This is a genomic window from Actinophytocola sp. NPDC049390, from assembly GCF_044466355.1.
GTDB lineage: Bacteria > Actinomycetota > Actinomycetes > Mycobacteriales > Pseudonocardiaceae > Actinophytocola.
The window spans coordinates 94299-109961 of record NZ_JBITMQ010000009.1; the positions used below are offsets into that span (position 1 = coordinate 94299).

16 protein-coding genes are annotated in these 15663 nt (G+C 70.7%); 6 read left to right on the forward strand and 10 right to left on the reverse strand.

Annotated elements, in window-relative coordinates:
* Positions 1-5 precede the first annotated feature (5 nt).
* A complete protein-coding gene (locus ACIBVP_RS24800) occupies positions 6-848 on the reverse strand; it encodes an aminodeoxychorismate lyase (RefSeq protein ID WP_396108680.1) in 843 nt (280 codons plus the stop codon).
* A gap of 93 nt (positions 849-941) precedes the next feature.
* Here ACIBVP_RS24800 and ACIBVP_RS24805 point away from each other — a divergent pair, with 93 nt between their 5' ends.
* The 4 genes from ACIBVP_RS24805 to ACIBVP_RS24820 all read left to right on the forward strand — a co-directional run bounded on the left by ACIBVP_RS24805 (position 942) and on the right by ACIBVP_RS24820 (position 4285).
* Positions 942-1322 (forward strand): Fur family transcriptional regulator, encoded by a 381-nt coding sequence (locus tag ACIBVP_RS24805; protein ID WP_396108960.1) that lies wholly within the window; start codon positions 942-944, stop codon positions 1320-1322.
* Entirely contained in the window at positions 1319-2389 is a 1071-nt protein-coding gene (locus ACIBVP_RS24810) for a YgfZ/GcvT domain-containing protein (RefSeq protein ID WP_396108681.1), read from the forward strand. The genes ACIBVP_RS24805 and ACIBVP_RS24810 overlap by 4 nt, the downstream gene beginning before the upstream one ends.
* A gap of 429 nt (positions 2390-2818) precedes the next feature.
* Positions 2819-3649: a 3-keto-5-aminohexanoate cleavage protein gene (locus ACIBVP_RS24815; protein ID WP_396108682.1), complete on the forward strand. Its 831-nt coding sequence runs from the start codon at positions 2819-2821 to the stop codon at positions 3647-3649.
* A gap of 45 nt (positions 3650-3694) precedes the next feature.
* Entirely contained in the window at positions 3695-4285 is a 591-nt protein-coding gene (locus ACIBVP_RS24820; protein WP_396108683.1) for an aerial mycelium formation protein, read from the forward strand.
* On the opposite strand, the gene ACIBVP_RS24825 is transcribed toward ACIBVP_RS24820, so the two are convergent.
* Entirely contained in the window at positions 4278-5159 is an 882-nt protein-coding gene (locus ACIBVP_RS24825; RefSeq protein WP_396108684.1) for a hypothetical protein, read from the reverse strand. The two genes, ACIBVP_RS24820 and ACIBVP_RS24825, sit on opposite strands and share 8 nt — an antisense overlap.
* Before the next feature lie 173 nt (positions 5160-5332).
* Here ACIBVP_RS24825 and ACIBVP_RS24830 point away from each other — a divergent pair, with 173 nt between their 5' ends.
* Positions 5333-5515: a DUF3073 domain-containing protein gene (locus tag ACIBVP_RS24830; RefSeq protein ID WP_396108685.1), complete on the forward strand. Its 183-nt coding sequence runs from the start codon at positions 5333-5335 to the stop codon at positions 5513-5515.
* An 11-nt stretch (positions 5516-5526) separates the two neighbouring features.
* Here ACIBVP_RS24830 and iolD read toward each other — a convergent pair whose 3' ends face one another.
* The 6 genes from iolD to ACIBVP_RS24860 all read right to left on the reverse strand — a co-directional run bounded on the left by iolD (position 5527) and on the right by ACIBVP_RS24860 (position 12188).
* Positions 5527-7401: a 3D-(3,5/4)-trihydroxycyclohexane-1,2-dione acylhydrolase (decyclizing) gene (gene iolD, locus ACIBVP_RS24835; protein ID WP_396108961.1), complete on the reverse strand. Its 1875-nt coding sequence runs from the start codon at positions 7399-7401 to the stop codon at positions 5527-5529.
* A 130-nt stretch (positions 7402-7531) separates the two neighbouring features.
* Positions 7532-8314 carry an ATP-binding cassette domain-containing protein gene (locus tag ACIBVP_RS24840; protein ID WP_396108686.1) on the reverse strand — a complete coding sequence of 261 codons (783 nt, stop codon included), beginning with the start codon at positions 8312-8314 and terminating at the stop codon, positions 7532-7534.
* A complete protein-coding gene (locus ACIBVP_RS24845; RefSeq protein WP_396108687.1) occupies positions 8311-9339 on the reverse strand; it encodes an ABC transporter permease in 1029 nt (342 codons plus the stop codon). The genes ACIBVP_RS24840 and ACIBVP_RS24845 overlap by 4 nt, the downstream gene beginning before the upstream one ends.
* Positions 9336-10334 carry a sugar ABC transporter substrate-binding protein gene (locus ACIBVP_RS24850; RefSeq protein ID WP_396108688.1) on the reverse strand — a complete coding sequence of 333 codons (999 nt, stop codon included), beginning with the start codon at positions 10332-10334 and terminating at the stop codon, positions 9336-9338. The genes ACIBVP_RS24845 and ACIBVP_RS24850 overlap by 4 nt, the downstream gene beginning before the upstream one ends.
* Positions 10335-10353: 19 nt before the next feature.
* Positions 10354-11214 carry a TIM barrel protein gene (locus ACIBVP_RS24855; RefSeq protein ID WP_396108690.1) on the reverse strand — a complete coding sequence of 287 codons (861 nt, stop codon included), beginning with the start codon at positions 11212-11214 and terminating at the stop codon, positions 10354-10356.
* On the reverse strand, positions 11211-12188 hold the full coding sequence (locus ACIBVP_RS24860; protein WP_396108691.1) for a Gfo/Idh/MocA family oxidoreductase: 978 nt from the start codon (positions 12186-12188) through the stop codon (positions 11211-11213). The genes ACIBVP_RS24855 and ACIBVP_RS24860 overlap by 4 nt, the downstream gene beginning before the upstream one ends.
* Positions 12189-12265: 77 nt before the next feature.
* Here ACIBVP_RS24860 and ACIBVP_RS24865 point away from each other — a divergent pair, with 77 nt between their 5' ends.
* The gene (locus tag ACIBVP_RS24865) at positions 12266-13246 is read left to right on the forward strand and encodes a LacI family DNA-binding transcriptional regulator (RefSeq protein ID WP_396108692.1); all 981 of its coding nucleotides are present in this window, start codon (positions 12266-12268) and stop codon (positions 13244-13246) included.
* An 11-nt stretch (positions 13247-13257) separates the two neighbouring features.
* Here ACIBVP_RS24865 and ACIBVP_RS24870 read toward each other — a convergent pair whose 3' ends face one another.
* Positions 13258-14055: an SGNH/GDSL hydrolase family protein gene (locus ACIBVP_RS24870; protein ID WP_396108693.1), complete on the reverse strand. Its 798-nt coding sequence runs from the start codon at positions 14053-14055 to the stop codon at positions 13258-13260.
* Positions 14056-14169: 114 nt separating this feature from the next.
* Positions 14170-15663 carry a tripartite tricarboxylate transporter permease gene (locus ACIBVP_RS24875; protein WP_396108694.1) on the reverse strand — a complete coding sequence of 498 codons (1494 nt, stop codon included), beginning with the start codon at positions 15661-15663 and terminating at the stop codon, positions 14170-14172.

Consider the following 15663-nt stretch of genomic DNA (forward strand, 5'->3'; position numbering starts at 1 on the left):
CGGGCTCAGTACTCCGACTCGTAGAGCGCCGTCAGTTCCTTGTGCAGCGCCGAAGTGTCGCGCAGGGCCACACCGTCGAGCGTGTGCACGCGGGTGATCTTGCGGACGCTCGACGCGAGGAACACGGCCTCCGCGTCCCTCAGCTCGGCCACGGTGATCGGCTCGACCTTCGTCACCCAGCCGGCGCGCTCGGCGGCGCGGAACAGCGCGCCCTGCGTCGTGCCCTTGAGGATGCCGCTCGACGGCGGCGTGGTGCGCAGCGTCGTGCCGGACGCGATGACGACCGTCGACGTCGGACCCTCCAGCACCGAACCGTCCGCCGCCGTGAAGATCACCTCGGCCGCGCCGAGGGCCTCCGCGTGCCGGAGCGCGGCCATGTTGACCGCGTACGACAACGACTTCGCGCCCAACAGCAGCCACGGCGCGCGCTCGACGATCTCCGGGTCGTAGCCGCGCTCCAGCAGGATCGCGGCGACCCCCGCCTCGCGGGCGGCGAGGACCTTCGCGCCGATCGGCAGGCCCATGGCGTAACCGGTCGGCGTGCCGTCGCCGAACTCCGGGCCGCGCGTGTAGACGAGCTTCAGCGCCATCTCGCTCGGGCCCCGCCAGTTGTCCAGCACGACCCGAACACAGCGCTCCCACGCGGCGCGGTCGGGCTCGGGCAGCTGCAGCATGGCGGCGGAACGGGCGAGGCGGTCGAGGTGCGGGCCCAGCTCACGGGGCTTGCCGTCCACCACGAGGATCGTCTCGAAGACGCCGTCCCCGCGGGTCACGCCCAGGTCGTCGACCCGGAGCACCGGTGTCTCCGGGTCGGTAATCGTTCCGTCGAGCATCGCCAGCACGCGCATGCGAGGAGCCTACGCGGGCCTACGATCGTGGTTGTGGAGACCAACATCCAGGAGGAACGCGCGCAGCTGAAGTCCACGCTGCACGAGCGCGGCATGCGGATGACGCCGCAGCGCCAGCTCGTGCTCGACGCGCTGCTCGAACTGGAGCACGCCACCCCGGAACAGGTCTGCCAGCACGTGCAGCGCAGCACGCCGACGGTCAACATCACCACCGTCTACCGAACGCTCGAACTGCTGGAGTCACTCGGCGTGGTGCGGCACACGCACCTCGGCCATGGCGCCCCGAACTACTCCGTGCACGAGCACAAACACGTCCACCTCGTCTGCCACCGCTGCGACCGCGTGCTGGAGGTGCCGTGCGAGGTGATGGACGACCTGCGCGGAACACTCGGCGCCCGGTTCGGGTTCGCACTTGATGCGAGCCACCTCGCGCTGTCCGGCATGTGCGAGACCTGTCAGGAGGAGATCCGATGACCGCGGTGGAAGCCCCGGAAGGTTCACCGGACGCGGGCGTCCCGTGGCACTACGGCGACCCGTTCGCCGAACAGCGGGCCGCGGCACGCAAGGTCGCCGTGGTCGACCGGTCCAACCGCGAGGTCATCGCGGTCACCGGCCCGGAGCGCCTGTCGTGGCTGCACCTGGTGATCTCCCAGCACATGACCGACCTGCCCGACGGCGCGGCGACCGAGGCGCTCGTGCTCGACAGCCAGGGCCGCGTCGACACGCACATGGAGGTCGCCCACCTGGACGGCACCGTCTGGCTCGACACCGACCCGGGCGCCCACGCGACCGGCGCGCGCGGTGGGCGGCAGACGCTGCTGGAGTACCTCGAGTCGATGGTCTTCTGGTCGAAGGTCGAACTGCGCGACGCGACGGCCGAACGTGCCGTGCTGACGCTGCTGGGCCCGTCGGCGGACGCCGTTCTGGAGGCCGTGGGGCTGCCGGTGGCCACTGGGGTGGCGGCCGGTTCGGACGTGATCGTCCGGCGCGGGGCGCTCGGGGTGGACCTGCTGGTGCCGCGCGCCGCCTTCGATGACTGGTGGACCCGGCTGACGTCGGCGGGGGCGCGCCCGATGGGGAGCTGGGGGTACGAGGCGTTCCGCGTGGCGGCCGCGCGCCCGCGCACGGACGTCGACACCGACGAGCGCACGATCCCGCACGAGGTGGGCTGGGTGCACGTGGCGGCACACGTCGCGAAGGGCTGCTACCGCGGCCAGGAGACGGTCGCGAAGGTGCACAACGTGGGCAGGCCGCCGCGGCGGATGTTGCTGCTGCACCTGGACGGGTCGCCGGAGGTGCTGCCGGAGACCGGGGACCCGGTGCTGCTCGGGGAGCGGACGGTCGGCCGGGTCGGGTCGGTGGTGCGCCACCACGAGCTGGGGCCGATCGCGTTGGGGTTGGTGAAGTACTCCGTGCCGTTGGACGCGGAACTGCTGGTCGGCGCGGAGGACCGCGTCGTGCAGGCCGCCATCGACCCGGACGTGATCCCGGAGGCGACCCCCGGCCTGGGCCGCGAGGCGGCCCGCCGCCTGCGCGGCTGAGTTGTCCACAGGTGGTCGGGTTATCCACAGCCGACCGCTGTCGGCCCGGTTCTGTCGGTGCGTACCGGTAGGCTGGCATGGCGGGTGGCCCCCGGGATCGGGTGGGGGTTGAGGTTACGTACTGGGGGCTTGTTTTCGCTGGTCAGCGGGGGTTTTGGTGGCCTCTGCGTGGGGTGGTGTCCTCGCCGGACGGGCTGATCTCGGGGAGGGGCCTCACGATTCGGGCCTGTTGAGATTTGGCGAGGATGGGTCTGCCTGCCGTCTTTGTGGGCTGCGCCCGGCTTGTGCACGGGGCTGGGTCGCCGGGAGTGCCCTGGAAGACGCTTTCGGGACGTTGAGTGTCCCGGAAGCGGCGTTCGCGGCGTGGCTGGTGGTGATCACCCGATTCGAGGGTGGGGTCGGGAGTCGGTTGCGCATACGATCGCGGCCATGTCCACCGGCACCCTGATCACGGTCGCGCCCACCGGCGCGGAGCACGCCAAGTCCGACGTCCCCAACCTGCCCGTCACTCTCGAGGAGCTGGTCCGCACCGCACAGGACTGCGAGCGCGTCGGCGCCGCGATGATCCACGTGCACATCCGCGGTGCCGACACCACGCCGACGCTCGACCTGCAGCGGTTGAAGGACACCGTCGCCGCGTTGCGGGAAGAGACCTCGCTGGTCGTCCAGCTGTCCACGGGTGGTGCGGTGACCGATCCCGAGGAGGACCGGCTCCGGGTGCTCGACGCCATGCCCGACTCCGCCAGCTGCACGATGGGCACCGTCAACTTCGGCGACGACGTGTTCATGAACCGCTGGGAGTTCATCGTCGAGCTGCACAAGCGGATGCAGGACCGCGGCATCGTGCCGGAGTACGAGATCTTCGACCTCGGGCAGCTCGCCAGCCTCCACCGGCTGCTCGACCAGCACGGCCTGCCCTCGGGCGGGCACGTGCACGTCGACCTGGTCATGGGTGTTCCGGGCGGCATGCCGGGTGACGCGGAGACGCTGGTCGCGGCGCTGCGCATGATTCCGGACGGCGCGACGTTCTCGGCGACGGGCATCGGCCGGACCTCGCTCCCGGTGATGCTGGCGGCACTGTCCGCGGGCGGGCACCTGCGGGTCGGCATGGAGGACACCATCTCCTACGCCCGTGGCGAACGGGTGCGGGACAACGCCCAGCTGGTCGCGCGGGCGGCCGGACTGGCCAAAATCGCACAACGTCCGCCCATGCCGGTGGCCGAAGTGCGTACCCTGTTGAAGGTTGCCCAAAGCAACTGACTCGTGAGGTTGGCGGCAACGGGCCGCGTACCGGAGGATAGGCACGTGATCGAAGTCCGTCCCGGTGGACGCCGGCGTATCGACCGTGTGCTGGCGCCGGAGTATGTGAGCGACCTCGGTGGGCTCGACCTCGCAGAAGTACGTGGCCGCCGGGACGAGGCGGCGCAGGAGGAGACGGACCTGTCGTACCTGCGCAGGCTGCTCCACGGGCGGATCGACATCGTGAAGGCCGAGCAGAAACGGCGCCGCGAAGGCGGGTCCAGCTCGGTGGTGGAACGGCTGGTGGAGATCCTGTCGGACAACGTGGTCGGCCCGGCCCCGTCCGGCTCTGGTCGTCACCAGACGCTGGAGCCGTCCCGCGCGGAGGCTCACCGCAGGCACGTCGAGGCGCTGGTGTCGGACGCCGACCTGTCCGATGTCGGGTCACTGCTGGATGAGCGGCTCGACCTCGCGCTGCGGACGTACGTGGCGGAGGAGGAGTCGGTCTCGCGGCGCAGACGCGAGGTGCAGAAGGTCGTCGACCTGCTGAACGACGAGATCGGGGCCCGGTACCGGGCCGGTAGCGCGTCGGTGGACACACTGCTGGCCGCCGAACGCGGCGACGACGGGACGGCCTCCGACCCCGGGCTCAGTTGAAGCGTTCGCGGACCGCCAGGTCGCCCCAGAAGTCCCGCAGCTTCTCGAAGCGGGTGGCGATCTCCTCCACGTCCTCCCGCTCCAGCGCGTCGACGATCGCGTTCACGTCCGCCGCCGACGTGTCCTCCCGCAGCTCATCGTCGGTCAGGAGCTGCACCAGCCCGCCGTAGTCCAGCTCCACGGCCGACTCCGGGGAGAAGTGCTCCAGCCACCGGCCCGTGTCCTCCAGCACCTTCGTCGGGCCCTGGTCGCCCAGCGCCTCGACCGCGAGGTCGTGGGCCTTCGTGACCCGCTCCCGCGCGTCGGTCATCGCCACGCGCCAGCACACCTGCCTGCGCGGGTCGTCCTGCTCCGCGAGCACCATGTGCCGGGCCGCGGGGTCGACCAGCGTGAACCACGGCAGCGGCACGGTCCACGTCGTCGACACGATGTGCACCGCGCCGCTCGGCAGCTCCGCCAGGACCCTCGTGGCCTTCTCCTTGACGCTCTCCGCGGACACGGTCAGCGCCGCCTCCCGCAGGGAAGGGTGCGCGGTCGACAGGAACCCCACCAGCGCGGCCGCGGACCGCGCCCGGATGTCCAGCGGGCAGACGAGCGGGCCCTCGCCCACCGAGCCCGGGACCTCGGCCGGGTCGAGCACCAGTACGTCGCGCTGGGCGCGCGGGGACGGCGAACCGTTCGCCAGCTCGCCCGGCAGCAGCGTCGGCGGCTGAGACAGCTGTGATCTGAACCACAGGTCCCGCTCGCGCTCCGCGACCGACGCGTAGTCCAACTGTCCGTTTTGTACCGCTTCTCGGAGTCGGTCGGCTACGGCCGAGTCGAATGCTGACAACGGTTCGTACACCCGGAGGTAGGCGACGAACGGTCGAGGCACGGTTGGCATGGTTTCACGGTTCCGCCGAACGCGATCAGTCGGCACTCGAACGCCGTGCCCCTTCGCACTGAACCCCCTCGGCACGGTACGGTAGTTACCAGGAACCAGTTGTCGAGATCAGCGGGGCCGCCGTTTCCCCCGGCCGCCCCGCACTTGTGCGAGGGGGTCGAGCCATGGGGCGCGGCCGGGCGAAGGCTAAGCAGACCAAGGTAGCCCGAGAGCTCAAATACAGCACTCCCCAGACGGACTTCGATGCACTTCAGCGAGAGCTGTCGGGCACCAAGTCCTCAGAGGGCGGCAACGGCGACGAGTCCTTCGACGACGACGATTACGACGACGACGAATACCGTCGTTGACGTCGCGCGCCTCAGGGATGTGTGAGGTAGCGGACCTGGCCGGCCTTGGCCTTGTCCGACACCGATCGTGCGTCGGCGATCTCGGCCCTGGTCGAGACCTCCGGCACGCCCACCTCCCACCAGGCACCGGCGTCCGTCCATGACGAAGGATGCGTGCGGATCACCACGACCGCGGGAGTTCCTGCCCGCGCGTGCGTGCGGGCCTGTGCGTACGCGGCGGCCAGTCCGTCGAGCTTGTCGACCGTGAGCACGGCGCAGCCCAGTGCTGCGGCGTGTGACGCGAAGTCCACCCTGGGCGGTTGCGTGTGCGGTGAGCGGCAGTCGGCGTACATGTTGTTGAACGCCGACCCGCCGTTCCCCCTCTGCAACCGGTCGATCACGGCATAGCCGTCGTTGTCGCACACCACGGCCACGAACCCGTGCCCGGCGAACGCGGCCGAGTACAGCTCCGAGTTGAGCATCAGGTACGAGCCGTCGCCGAGCAGGGTCGTCACGACACCGTCCGTGGTGGCGATGGCCGCGCCCCACGCACCGGCCAGCTCGTACCCCATGCACGAGAAGCCGTACTCGACGTCCATGCCGGGACGCGCCGCGCGCCAGCCACCGATCAGCTCGCCGGGCAGGCCGCCGGACGCGGTCATCACGTAGTCACCCGGCTCGGCCGCCTCGTTCACGACCCCCACGACCTGTGCGTACGTCGGCAGCCCGGGCGACGGCGCCCGCAACCCGGTGATGTAGTCGTCCCACCGGGAGCGCTCGACGAACGCCCGCGTGGTCCAGTGCCGGTCGACGGGCCACGGGTCGACGTTCAGCTCGTCGAGGGTCTCGCGGGCGTCGCCGACCACCGCGAGGCCGCCGTGCTTGACCGCGTCGAAGCGCGCCGTGTTGATGCTCACCAGCCGCACGCCCGGGGAGAACACCGACCAGGACGCCGTGGTGAAGTCCTGCAGCCGGGTGCCCACCGCGAGCACCAGGTCGGCGTCCGCGGCCATGGCGTTCGCCGACGCCGACCCCGTGACGCCGAGCGGGCCCGCGTACAGCGGGTGGTCGTGCGGCACGAGGGTGCGGCCCGCCGTGGTCTCGGTGACGGGCACACCGTGGCGCTCCGCGAACGCCAGTGCCACCCGGCCGGCACCCGAGTACCGGACGCCGCCGCCGAGCACCATGAGCGGGCGGCGGGCGGCTCTCAACAGGTTCGCCGCGTGCGACAGCGTGCGCTGGTCCGCGCGCGGGCGCTGCGGGCGGTGCACGACCGGGTCGAACAGCGCCGCCGGGAAGTCGAACGCCTCCGCCTGCACGTCCTGCGGCAGCGCGAGCGTGACCGGCCCGCAGTCGGCCGGATCGGTCAGCACGCGGGCCACCTGCGGCAGCGCCGACAGCAGCTGTTCCGGGCGGGTGATGCGGTCGAAGTAGCGGCTGACGGCACGGAACGCGTCGTTGACGGTCGCCGTGCCGTCGCCGAAGTGCTCCACCTGCTGCAGGACCGGGTCCGGCGCCCGGTTCACGAAGGTGTCGCCCGGAAGGAGCAGCAGCGGCAGGCGGTTGGCGTGCGCGACTCCGGCCGCGGTGACCATGTTCAACGCGCCGGGGCCGATCGACGACGTGGCGACGCCGACCTGCCGCCGGTGCGTGGCCTTCGCCAGGCCGACGGCGGCCAGCGCCATGCCCTGCTCGTTCTGCCCACGCCACACGGGCAGCTCGGGGTACTCGGCCAGCGCGGTGCCCAGGCCGAGCACGTTCCCGTGCCCGAAGATCGCGAACACGCCCGCGAATAGCGGCGCCTCGGTCCCGTCCATCAGCTCGGTCCGCTGCGCGAGAAGCCACCGGACGAGGGCCTGTGCCGTGGTGAGCCGCTGGGTGACCCGCACTGTTCCGCCTCCCCGAATTCAAAAGTGTTGGTCCCGACCCAGCGACACCGGCGGACCGCAGGCGGTTGGTGGCTGAGTGCCGTCACGTTCCCCTGAGGTAACTGCTGATCAGGCCAGGCCATTGGCGCAAAGATCAATGGGCCACGCTCTAGCTTGACACCTCCCTGAGTTCGTGCTCGAGCGCTTCCAGTTCGGCGCCGCCCGCCATCTGGCGGGTCAGTTCCTCGATCGTGATCTCCGACTTTTCCATGCAGCCGAGGCTCGCGCCGCGTTTGAGCAGCAGGAACCGGTTGCCGACCGGGTAGGCGTGGTGCGGGTTGTGCGTGACCAGCACGATCCCCAGGCCGCGGTCACGGGCCTGCGCCACGTACCGCAGCACCACCCCGGACTGCTTCACGCCGAGCGCGGCGGTCGGCTCGTCGAGGATCAGCACCTTCGCGCCGAAGTAGATGGCGCGCGCGATCGCCACGCACTGCCGCTCGCCGCCGGACAGCGTGCCGACCGGCTGCTCCACGTCGCGCAGGTCGATGCCCATGTCCGCGAGCGCGTCCCGCGCGATCTGCTTGCCGCGCCTGCGGTCGAGCCGCTGGAACGGCCCGACGCCGACCGTGGGCTCCGAGCCGAGGAAGAAGTTCCGCCACACCGACATCAGCGGCACCACCGCCAGGTCCTGGTAGACGGTCGCGATCCCGGCGTCCAGCGCGTCGCGTGGGGACTCGAAACGAGTCGCCTCGCCGTTGACCAGGAGCCGCCCGCGGTCGTGCTGGTGCACCCCGGCGAGAACCTTGATCAGCGTGCTCTTGCCCGCGCCGTTGTCGCCCAGGACGCAGGTGACCTCGCCCGCGTTGACCACCGTCGACACGTCCCGCAGCGCGATCACGCTGCCGTAGCTCTTGCCGATCCCGTCGGCCTCGATCAGTGGAGCGGTCATCGTCGCACCCTTTCCGCTCGCCGCCGGAAGGTGTTGTTCACCAGCACCGCGCCGAGCAGCATGATGCCGAGGAAGAGCATGAACCAATCGGAGTTCCAGTTCGCGAACACGATGCCCTGGCGGGCCATGCCGAAGATCAACGCGCCGATCGCGGCGCCGATCGCCGAACCGAATCCGCCGGTGAGCAGGCAGCCGCCGATGACGGCCGCGATGATGTACTGGAACTCCAGGCCGATGCCCTCGTTGGCCTGCGCGGTCGTGTAGCGCAGGATGTTGATCGACCCGACCAGCCACGCGGCGGCCGCGGTCGTCATGAACAGCAGGATCTTCGTGCGCGCGACCGGCACGCCGACCGCCCGCGCGCTGGGCGCCGAGCCGCCGACCGCGAAGATCCAGTTGCCGAACTTGGTGCGCACCAGCACGTAGCCGGCGAGCAGGGCGAACCCGAGCCACCAGATGATCGAGATGCGGAACGACGTGTCGCCGATCTGGAACGTGGACGCGAACACGAAACCGGTCGACTCATAGCCGTCGGCCCTGCGCATCCCGGAGACCTGCACGCTGTTCGTCACCAACCGGGTGACACCCAGGTTCAGGCCTTGCAGCGCAAGGAAAGTACCGAGGGTGACGATGAAGCTCGGCAGACCGGTCCGTACCACCAGCCAGCCGTTCAGCGCGCCGACGCCGAGCGCGAAGATCAGCGACAGCAGCAGCGCGAGCCACACGTTGAGCCCGACCTGTGTCGCGAAGATGGCCGTGACCAGCGCGGTCGACGCGGTCATCACACCGGCCGACAGGTCGAACTCGCCGCCGATCATCAGCAGCGCCACCGCGACCGCCATGATCCCGAGCGTCGCCGAGTCGTCCAGCCAGGTGGCGACGCCGCCCATGGTCAGGAACTTCTCGGTCACGATCGAGAAGAACAGGAACACCACCAGCGCGCCCAGGAGCGCGCCGATCTCGGGCCGGACCACCAGCCGCTGCGCGAGGTGGTTCTGCGCCACCCTTTCGTCCACGGCGGTCATCGGGTGCCTCGCTCGGTGTAGGTCTCGACCTGGTCGGCGTTCGACGCGTCGACGAACCCGGGCCCGGTGAACACCGGCTGCCCACCGCCGAGGGTGTTGCCGTTCTCCCGGTACAGCTTCAGCATCACGACCGGCAGGTAGCCCTGCTGGTACTGCTGCTGGTCGACGGCGAACAGGATCCTGCCGTCCTGGATGGACTTCACGACGTCGGTGTTGAGGTCGAACGTGGCGACCTCGGCCGACGAGCCCGCCGCCTCCGCCGCCGACACGGCACGGTCGGCTACCTGCGAGTTCAGCGTCAGCACGCCGTCGATCGACGAGTCGGTCTGCAGCGCGCCGCGGATGCGGGCCTCCGCATCGGTCGGGTTCGCGATGTCGACCTGCAGGTTCGTGACGTTCCCGCCGAAACCCTGCCTGGCGCCTTCGCAGCGGTCGTTGAGGCCGGAGTTGCCCGCCTCGTGGATCACGCACAGGATCTTCGTCTTGCCCTCGTCCTTGAGGCGCTTGCCCGCGGCCTCGCCCGCGACCGTCTCGTCCTGGCCGACGTGTGTGATCGCGCCGAACTCCGTGCTGCGGTCGGCGCCGGAGTTGATCGTGATCACCGGGATGCCCGCACGGACGGCGGCCTCGATCGACGACTTGAGCGCGTCCGGGTTCGCCATCGACACGACCAGGCCGGTCTTCCCCTGTGCCACGGCGTTGTCGATGAGCTTTGACTGGGCACCGGCGTCACCGTCGGCGAGGTAGCTGACCTTCACGCCGAGGTCGCGGGCGGCGTCCTGGGCGCCGTTCTGCACGACGCTCCAGAAGGCGTCGCCCTCGCTCCCGTGCGTGATGACGGCGAAGTCCAGTGGCGCGGTGCTGTCCACGCCCTGCTGGTCGGGTGCTGGTTCCTCCGGACCGGTGTCCGCTGACGGCCCGGTGCACGCGGCGAGCAGGAAGGCCGCGGCGGCCACCCATAACGCTCGTCGTGCCCGGGCGGAGGTCCTCGACATCGTTGTCTAGTCTCCGTTTCTAGGCCATGAGTCGTGCCAGATGGTCCAAGCTCTGCTTGGTGTGCGTACGCGGAAGGGTGTCCGCGGCCGTGTCGTCAGGCAGGGCAGTGTCCTGCTCCAGTACATACCAGCCGTCGTAGTCGTTGTCCCGCAACAGCTTCAGCATCGCGGCGAGGTCCACGTCCCCTGCGCCCAGCGGCACGTAGATGCCGTCCTTGACGGCCTGCGTGTACGTGGTGGCGCCGGTGCGCACGCGCTCGGCGAGGTCCTCGCGCACGTCCTTGAGGTGCACGTGCCCGACCCGCCTCGGGTGGCGGCGCACCAGGTCGACCGGATCGGTGCCGCCGATCAGCAGGTGCCCGGTGTCGACGCACAGCAACAGGTCCGAGTCGTGCACGAACCGCTCCACCTCGGCGTACGTCTCGACGTGCGTGCCGACGTGCGGGTGCAGCACCGTGCGCACCCCGACGGCCGCGGCGCGCTCTGCGATGCGGCCCGCGGTGTCGACCAGCGTCGCCCATTCCGTGTCCGACAACGCGGGCCGCTCGTCGTAGCCGTCGAGCCCGGTGGCCGCGGCGAGCACCAGCACGTCACCACCGGCCGTGGCCAACAGCTCGGCGACCGCCACCGCTTCGTCCACAGTGGACCCCTCATGCAGGGGCGTGGCGAAGAACCCGCCCACAAGGCCCAGTCCGTACCCGTCCAGCAGCGTGACGAGGTCCGGCGCCGCGGTCGGCAGGTACCCGGGCGGGCCCAGCTCGGTCGCGCTGATGCCGAGCGCGGTCATCTCGCCCAGCACCCGCTCCGGCGGCAGCACCCGCCCCCAGTCCGGCACCTCGCAGACGCCCCACGAGATCGGCGCCGCGGCGACCTTCGTCATGCTGTGCTCCACTGGTGAGTCCGCACCGGCCGGCCGGTGCGGCGCGACTGTTCGCACGCCTCGGCGAGCCGGAGGCTGACGAGGCTGTCGCGGGCGGGCGACGGGTTCTCCGCGCGGCCCGCGACGACGTCGGTGAACACCCGCATCTCGTTGCGGTAGGCGGGGCGGAACCGGTCGGGGAAGCCGGAGTAGGCGTCCGCGGCGCCGTTCAGCGGGGTGCGCTCGTCGAGCCCGACCGCGACGGAGTCCCGTGCGCCGAGCACCTCGACGCGGTGGTCGTAGCCGAGCGGGTCGTGCCGGCCGCCGGTCAGCACGGCGTGCGCGCCGCCGGCGAACTTCAGCAGCACCACGGCGTTGTCGACGTCGTCGGCGGCCGCGAACGCGTCGTCGACCAGCACCGAACCGGACGCGTACACCTCGACGACCGGCTCGCCGACCAGCCACGGCACGGCGTCGAGGTCGTGGATGAGCAGGTCCCGGAAGATGCCGCCGGAACTGGGCAGGTAGGAGAAATCCGGTGGCTGGGCGTCGAAACCGGTGGCGCGGACGTGGTAGATCGCACCGAGTTCGCCGTCGGCGATGCGACGGTGCAGGTCGACCATGGCCGGGTCGAAGCGCCGCTGGAAACCGACCAGCACCGGCACGTCGGTCGCCTCGATCTCGTCGACCAGCGCGGACATCGCGGCCACGTCGGCGGCGATGGGCTTCTCGCACAACACCGGCGTGTGTGTGGCGAGGCACGCCCGGACGAGGGACGGGTGCGTGTCGGTGGGCGTGGCGACGAGGACCCCGTCGCTGCCGTCGAGGAGTTCGTCGAGTGCCGGCACCGCGCGGGACTTCGGCAACGTGGCGGCCTGTTCGGCCCGCCCGGCGACCGGGTCGTAGAGCACAACCTCACTGACCTGGGACAACGCGGACAGGTTCGCCGCATGCATGGTCCCGATCCGCCCGACTCCCGCGACCCCGATACGCATACTGCTCCTTGTGTTGGAGCGCTCTAATCGGCCTATCCTGTAATGGCCGTCACATTCGTGTCAAGGAGGTTGCCGCATTGGGCCGCCCCACCATGGAGGACGTCGCGGCGCGGGCGGGCGTGTCCCGGGCGCTGGTGTCACTGGTGATGCGCGGCTCGCCGAAGGTGAGCACGGCCCGGCGCACGGCGGTGCTCGAAGCGGCCGCCGAGCTGGGTTACTCGCCGCACGCCATGGCGCGCTCGCTGGCGTCGCGGACGTCGCACGTGCTGGGTGTGATGGTGTCGGACCTGCACAACCCGTTCTGGGCTGAGGTCGTCGACGGTCTCGACGCCGCCGCCCGCGCGGCCGGGTTCGAGTTGGTGATCAACACGGGCGGGCGGAGTCCGGCACGGGAACAGCAGGCGCTGCGGTCGCTGACGTCGTTCCGCCCGGCAGGGCTCGCGTTGCTGGGCCCGGTGGTGCCGTCGGCGGCGATCACCTCGGCGGCGGACGCCCCGTTGGTGCTCGTGTCGCGGTCGTCCCGGTTGTCCACTGTGGACACGGTGAACGACGACGGGCACGCCGGGTCGGCGCTGGCGGTCGATCACCTGGTCGCGTTGGGGCACCGGGAGATCGTGCACATCGACGGCGGCGCGGGGTCGCAGTCGGCGCCGCGACGGAAGGGGTACCGGGTGGCCATGTCCCGGCACGGGCTGACGCCACGCGTGGTCCACGGCGAGTACACGGAAGCGGCGGGCGCGGCGGCAGTGCGTTCGTTGCGGCAGCCGTTCACGGCCGTGCTCGCCGCGAACGACCTGAACGCGGTCGGGGTGCTGTCGGCGCTGGCGGAGGCGGGGCTGCGGGTGCCGGCGGACGTGTCGGTGGTGGGGTACGACAACACGTGGCTGGCGGGGTTGCGGCACATCGGGCTCACGACGATCGACCAGCCGAGGGAGGAGATGGGGCGGTTGGCGGCGGAGGCGTTGATCGCACGGGTGCGCGGGGAGCGGACGTCGCCCGCGCGGCTCGTGGTGCGGCCGACGCTGGTGGTCCGCACGACAACCGGCCCAGTGCCCTGAAAGGCATGGGGTTACCCGCCGATCGCCGCCGCCACCACCGTTGCCATGCCGCGCATGCCCGTGGCGTTCGGGTGCAGCGGGGCGGCCACGTTCTCCGGGATGAACGGTTCCGTCCAGCGGACGGACGCGGACTTGCACACGTCCTTGCCGACGCCCGGAGTACGGATGTCCACATAGGTCGCGCCACCGGCGGCCGACGCGTCCGCCAACACCTGGTTCAGCTGGTCGATCTTGGCCTGGATGTAGTTCGCGTCGCGGGGCCAGACCTGCACGCGCGGGTAGCAGCCGTCCGGCGGCAGGTACGTCGTGTAGCCGACGACGAACACGCGCGCGTTCGGCGACCGCTCGTGGATGGCCGCGAGGACGGCGTCGACGCGCGGCCGCACCGCCGCCACCCGCTCGCCGTAGACGTCACGGCCGCCCGCGGTGTACTCGTCCTTGCACGAGTCCCCGGACAGCCACTCCGGCCACACGTTCAGGCACGACTCCGCCAGCCCGACCAGCCCCGCGTCGTTGCCGCCGATCTGCAGCGTCACCACCGACGTGTCCGCGGTCAGCGCGTCCAGCTGCGGGGGCGCGGTGCCGAGATCGGTCTCCTGCGGGTTGAACATGTCGTTCGTGTCCGCGCCCGAGCAGGTCACGTCCGTCAGCGCCAGGCCGAGCTGGGCGGCCGCCAGCTTCGGGTAGTTCGCCGTCGAGCGGAAACAGCCCGGCATCGACAGGTCCGGCAACGGGATCAGCGGCCCGGACGCGGCGGAGTCGCCCAGGGCCACGTAGCGAGACGGGGCGGCCGAGGCGACTCCCGGCACCGACAAAGCCAGTAGGACAGGCAGAACCAACACGACCAGCCGACGCATCGTCGTTGACCTCCGGGCAGGGAACCGGACGTGAAACAGTGTCAGGTTCCCTGCCCGCTGTGTAAATCACCCAACCGGCTGCCGCGCGCGGGTGAATCGGCGGACCAGCGGCCACAGCAGGATCACCAGCACGATCGCGTAGACGACCACCGAGAACGTCGTGTTCACCAGTCCCGTCAGCGAACCGTCCGAGATCTGCAGTGCCCGCCGCATCTGCTGTTCCGCCGCCGGGCCGAGGATCACGCCGATCACCGCGGGCAGGATCGGCAGGCCGTACCGCCGCATCGCGAAACCGAGCACACCGATCACGAACAGCACGAGCAGGTCCACGACCTGGCCGCTCACCGCGTACGCGCCCACCGACGCGAAGAACAGGATCCCCGCGTACAGGTAGGGCCTCGGGATCTTCAGCAGCTTCGCCCACACCGGCGCCAGCGGCAGGTTCAGGACCAGCAACAACACGGTGCCGACGAACAGCGACGCGATCAGGCCCCACACCAGGTCCGCCTCGCGCTCGAACAGCAGCGGGCCCGGTTGGATGCCGTACTGCTGGAACGCCGCCAGCATCACGGCCGCCGTCGCCGTCGTCGGCAGGCCCAGCGTCAACATCGTGACCAGCGTGCCCGACGCGGACGCCGACGCCGTCGACTCCGGCCCCGCCACACCCTCGATCGCGCCCTTGCCGAACTCGTCGCGGTGTTTCGACAGCCGCTTCTCCGCCACGTACGACAGGAACGTCGGGATCTCCGCGCCACCGGCCGGGATCGCGCCGAACGGGAACCCGATCACCGGGCCGCGCAGCCACGGTTTCCACGTGCGCTTCAGGTCCTCGCGCCCCAGCCACGGCCTGCCCACCGGAATGGGCTCGTCGGTCGAGTGCCGCAGCCGCGACGCGATCCACAGCGACTCGCCCACCGCGAACAGGCCGACCGCGACGATCACGACGTCGATGCCGTCGGCCAGTTCCAGCGAACCGAACGTCAGACGGGACTGGCCGGTCATCTCGTCGAGTCCGACCAGGCCGATCGTGAGGCCGATCAACAGGGACGCGAAGCCGCGGATCCGCGACTTCCCGAGCACCGACGTGACGCCGATGAACGCGAGGATCATGATCGCGAAGTAGTCCGGCGCGCCGATGTCCACCGCGTGCGCCGCGATGAACGGGGCCAGCAGCACGATGCCGATCGTGCCGATCATCGCGCCGGCGAAGTGGCCGATCGCGGCCGCCGCAAGCGCTTGCGAACCCCGGCCGCGTTTCGCCATCTGGTTGCCCTCGATGGCCGTGACCACCGCCGCGCTCTCACCCGGTGTGTTCAACAGGATCGACGTGGTGGACCCGCCGAACATGCCGCCGTAGTAGATGCCGGCGAACATGATGAACGCGGCCGTCGGGTTCAGGCCGTACGTCACCGGCAGCAGCAACGCGACCGCCATCGCCGGGCCGATGCCCGGCAGCACACCGATGAACGTGCCCAGCAGCACGCCGACCGCGGCCAGCAGCAGGTGCGTCGGGGTGAGCGCGGTGCCGAACCCGTCGATCAGCTGTGTCAAGGAGTCCAC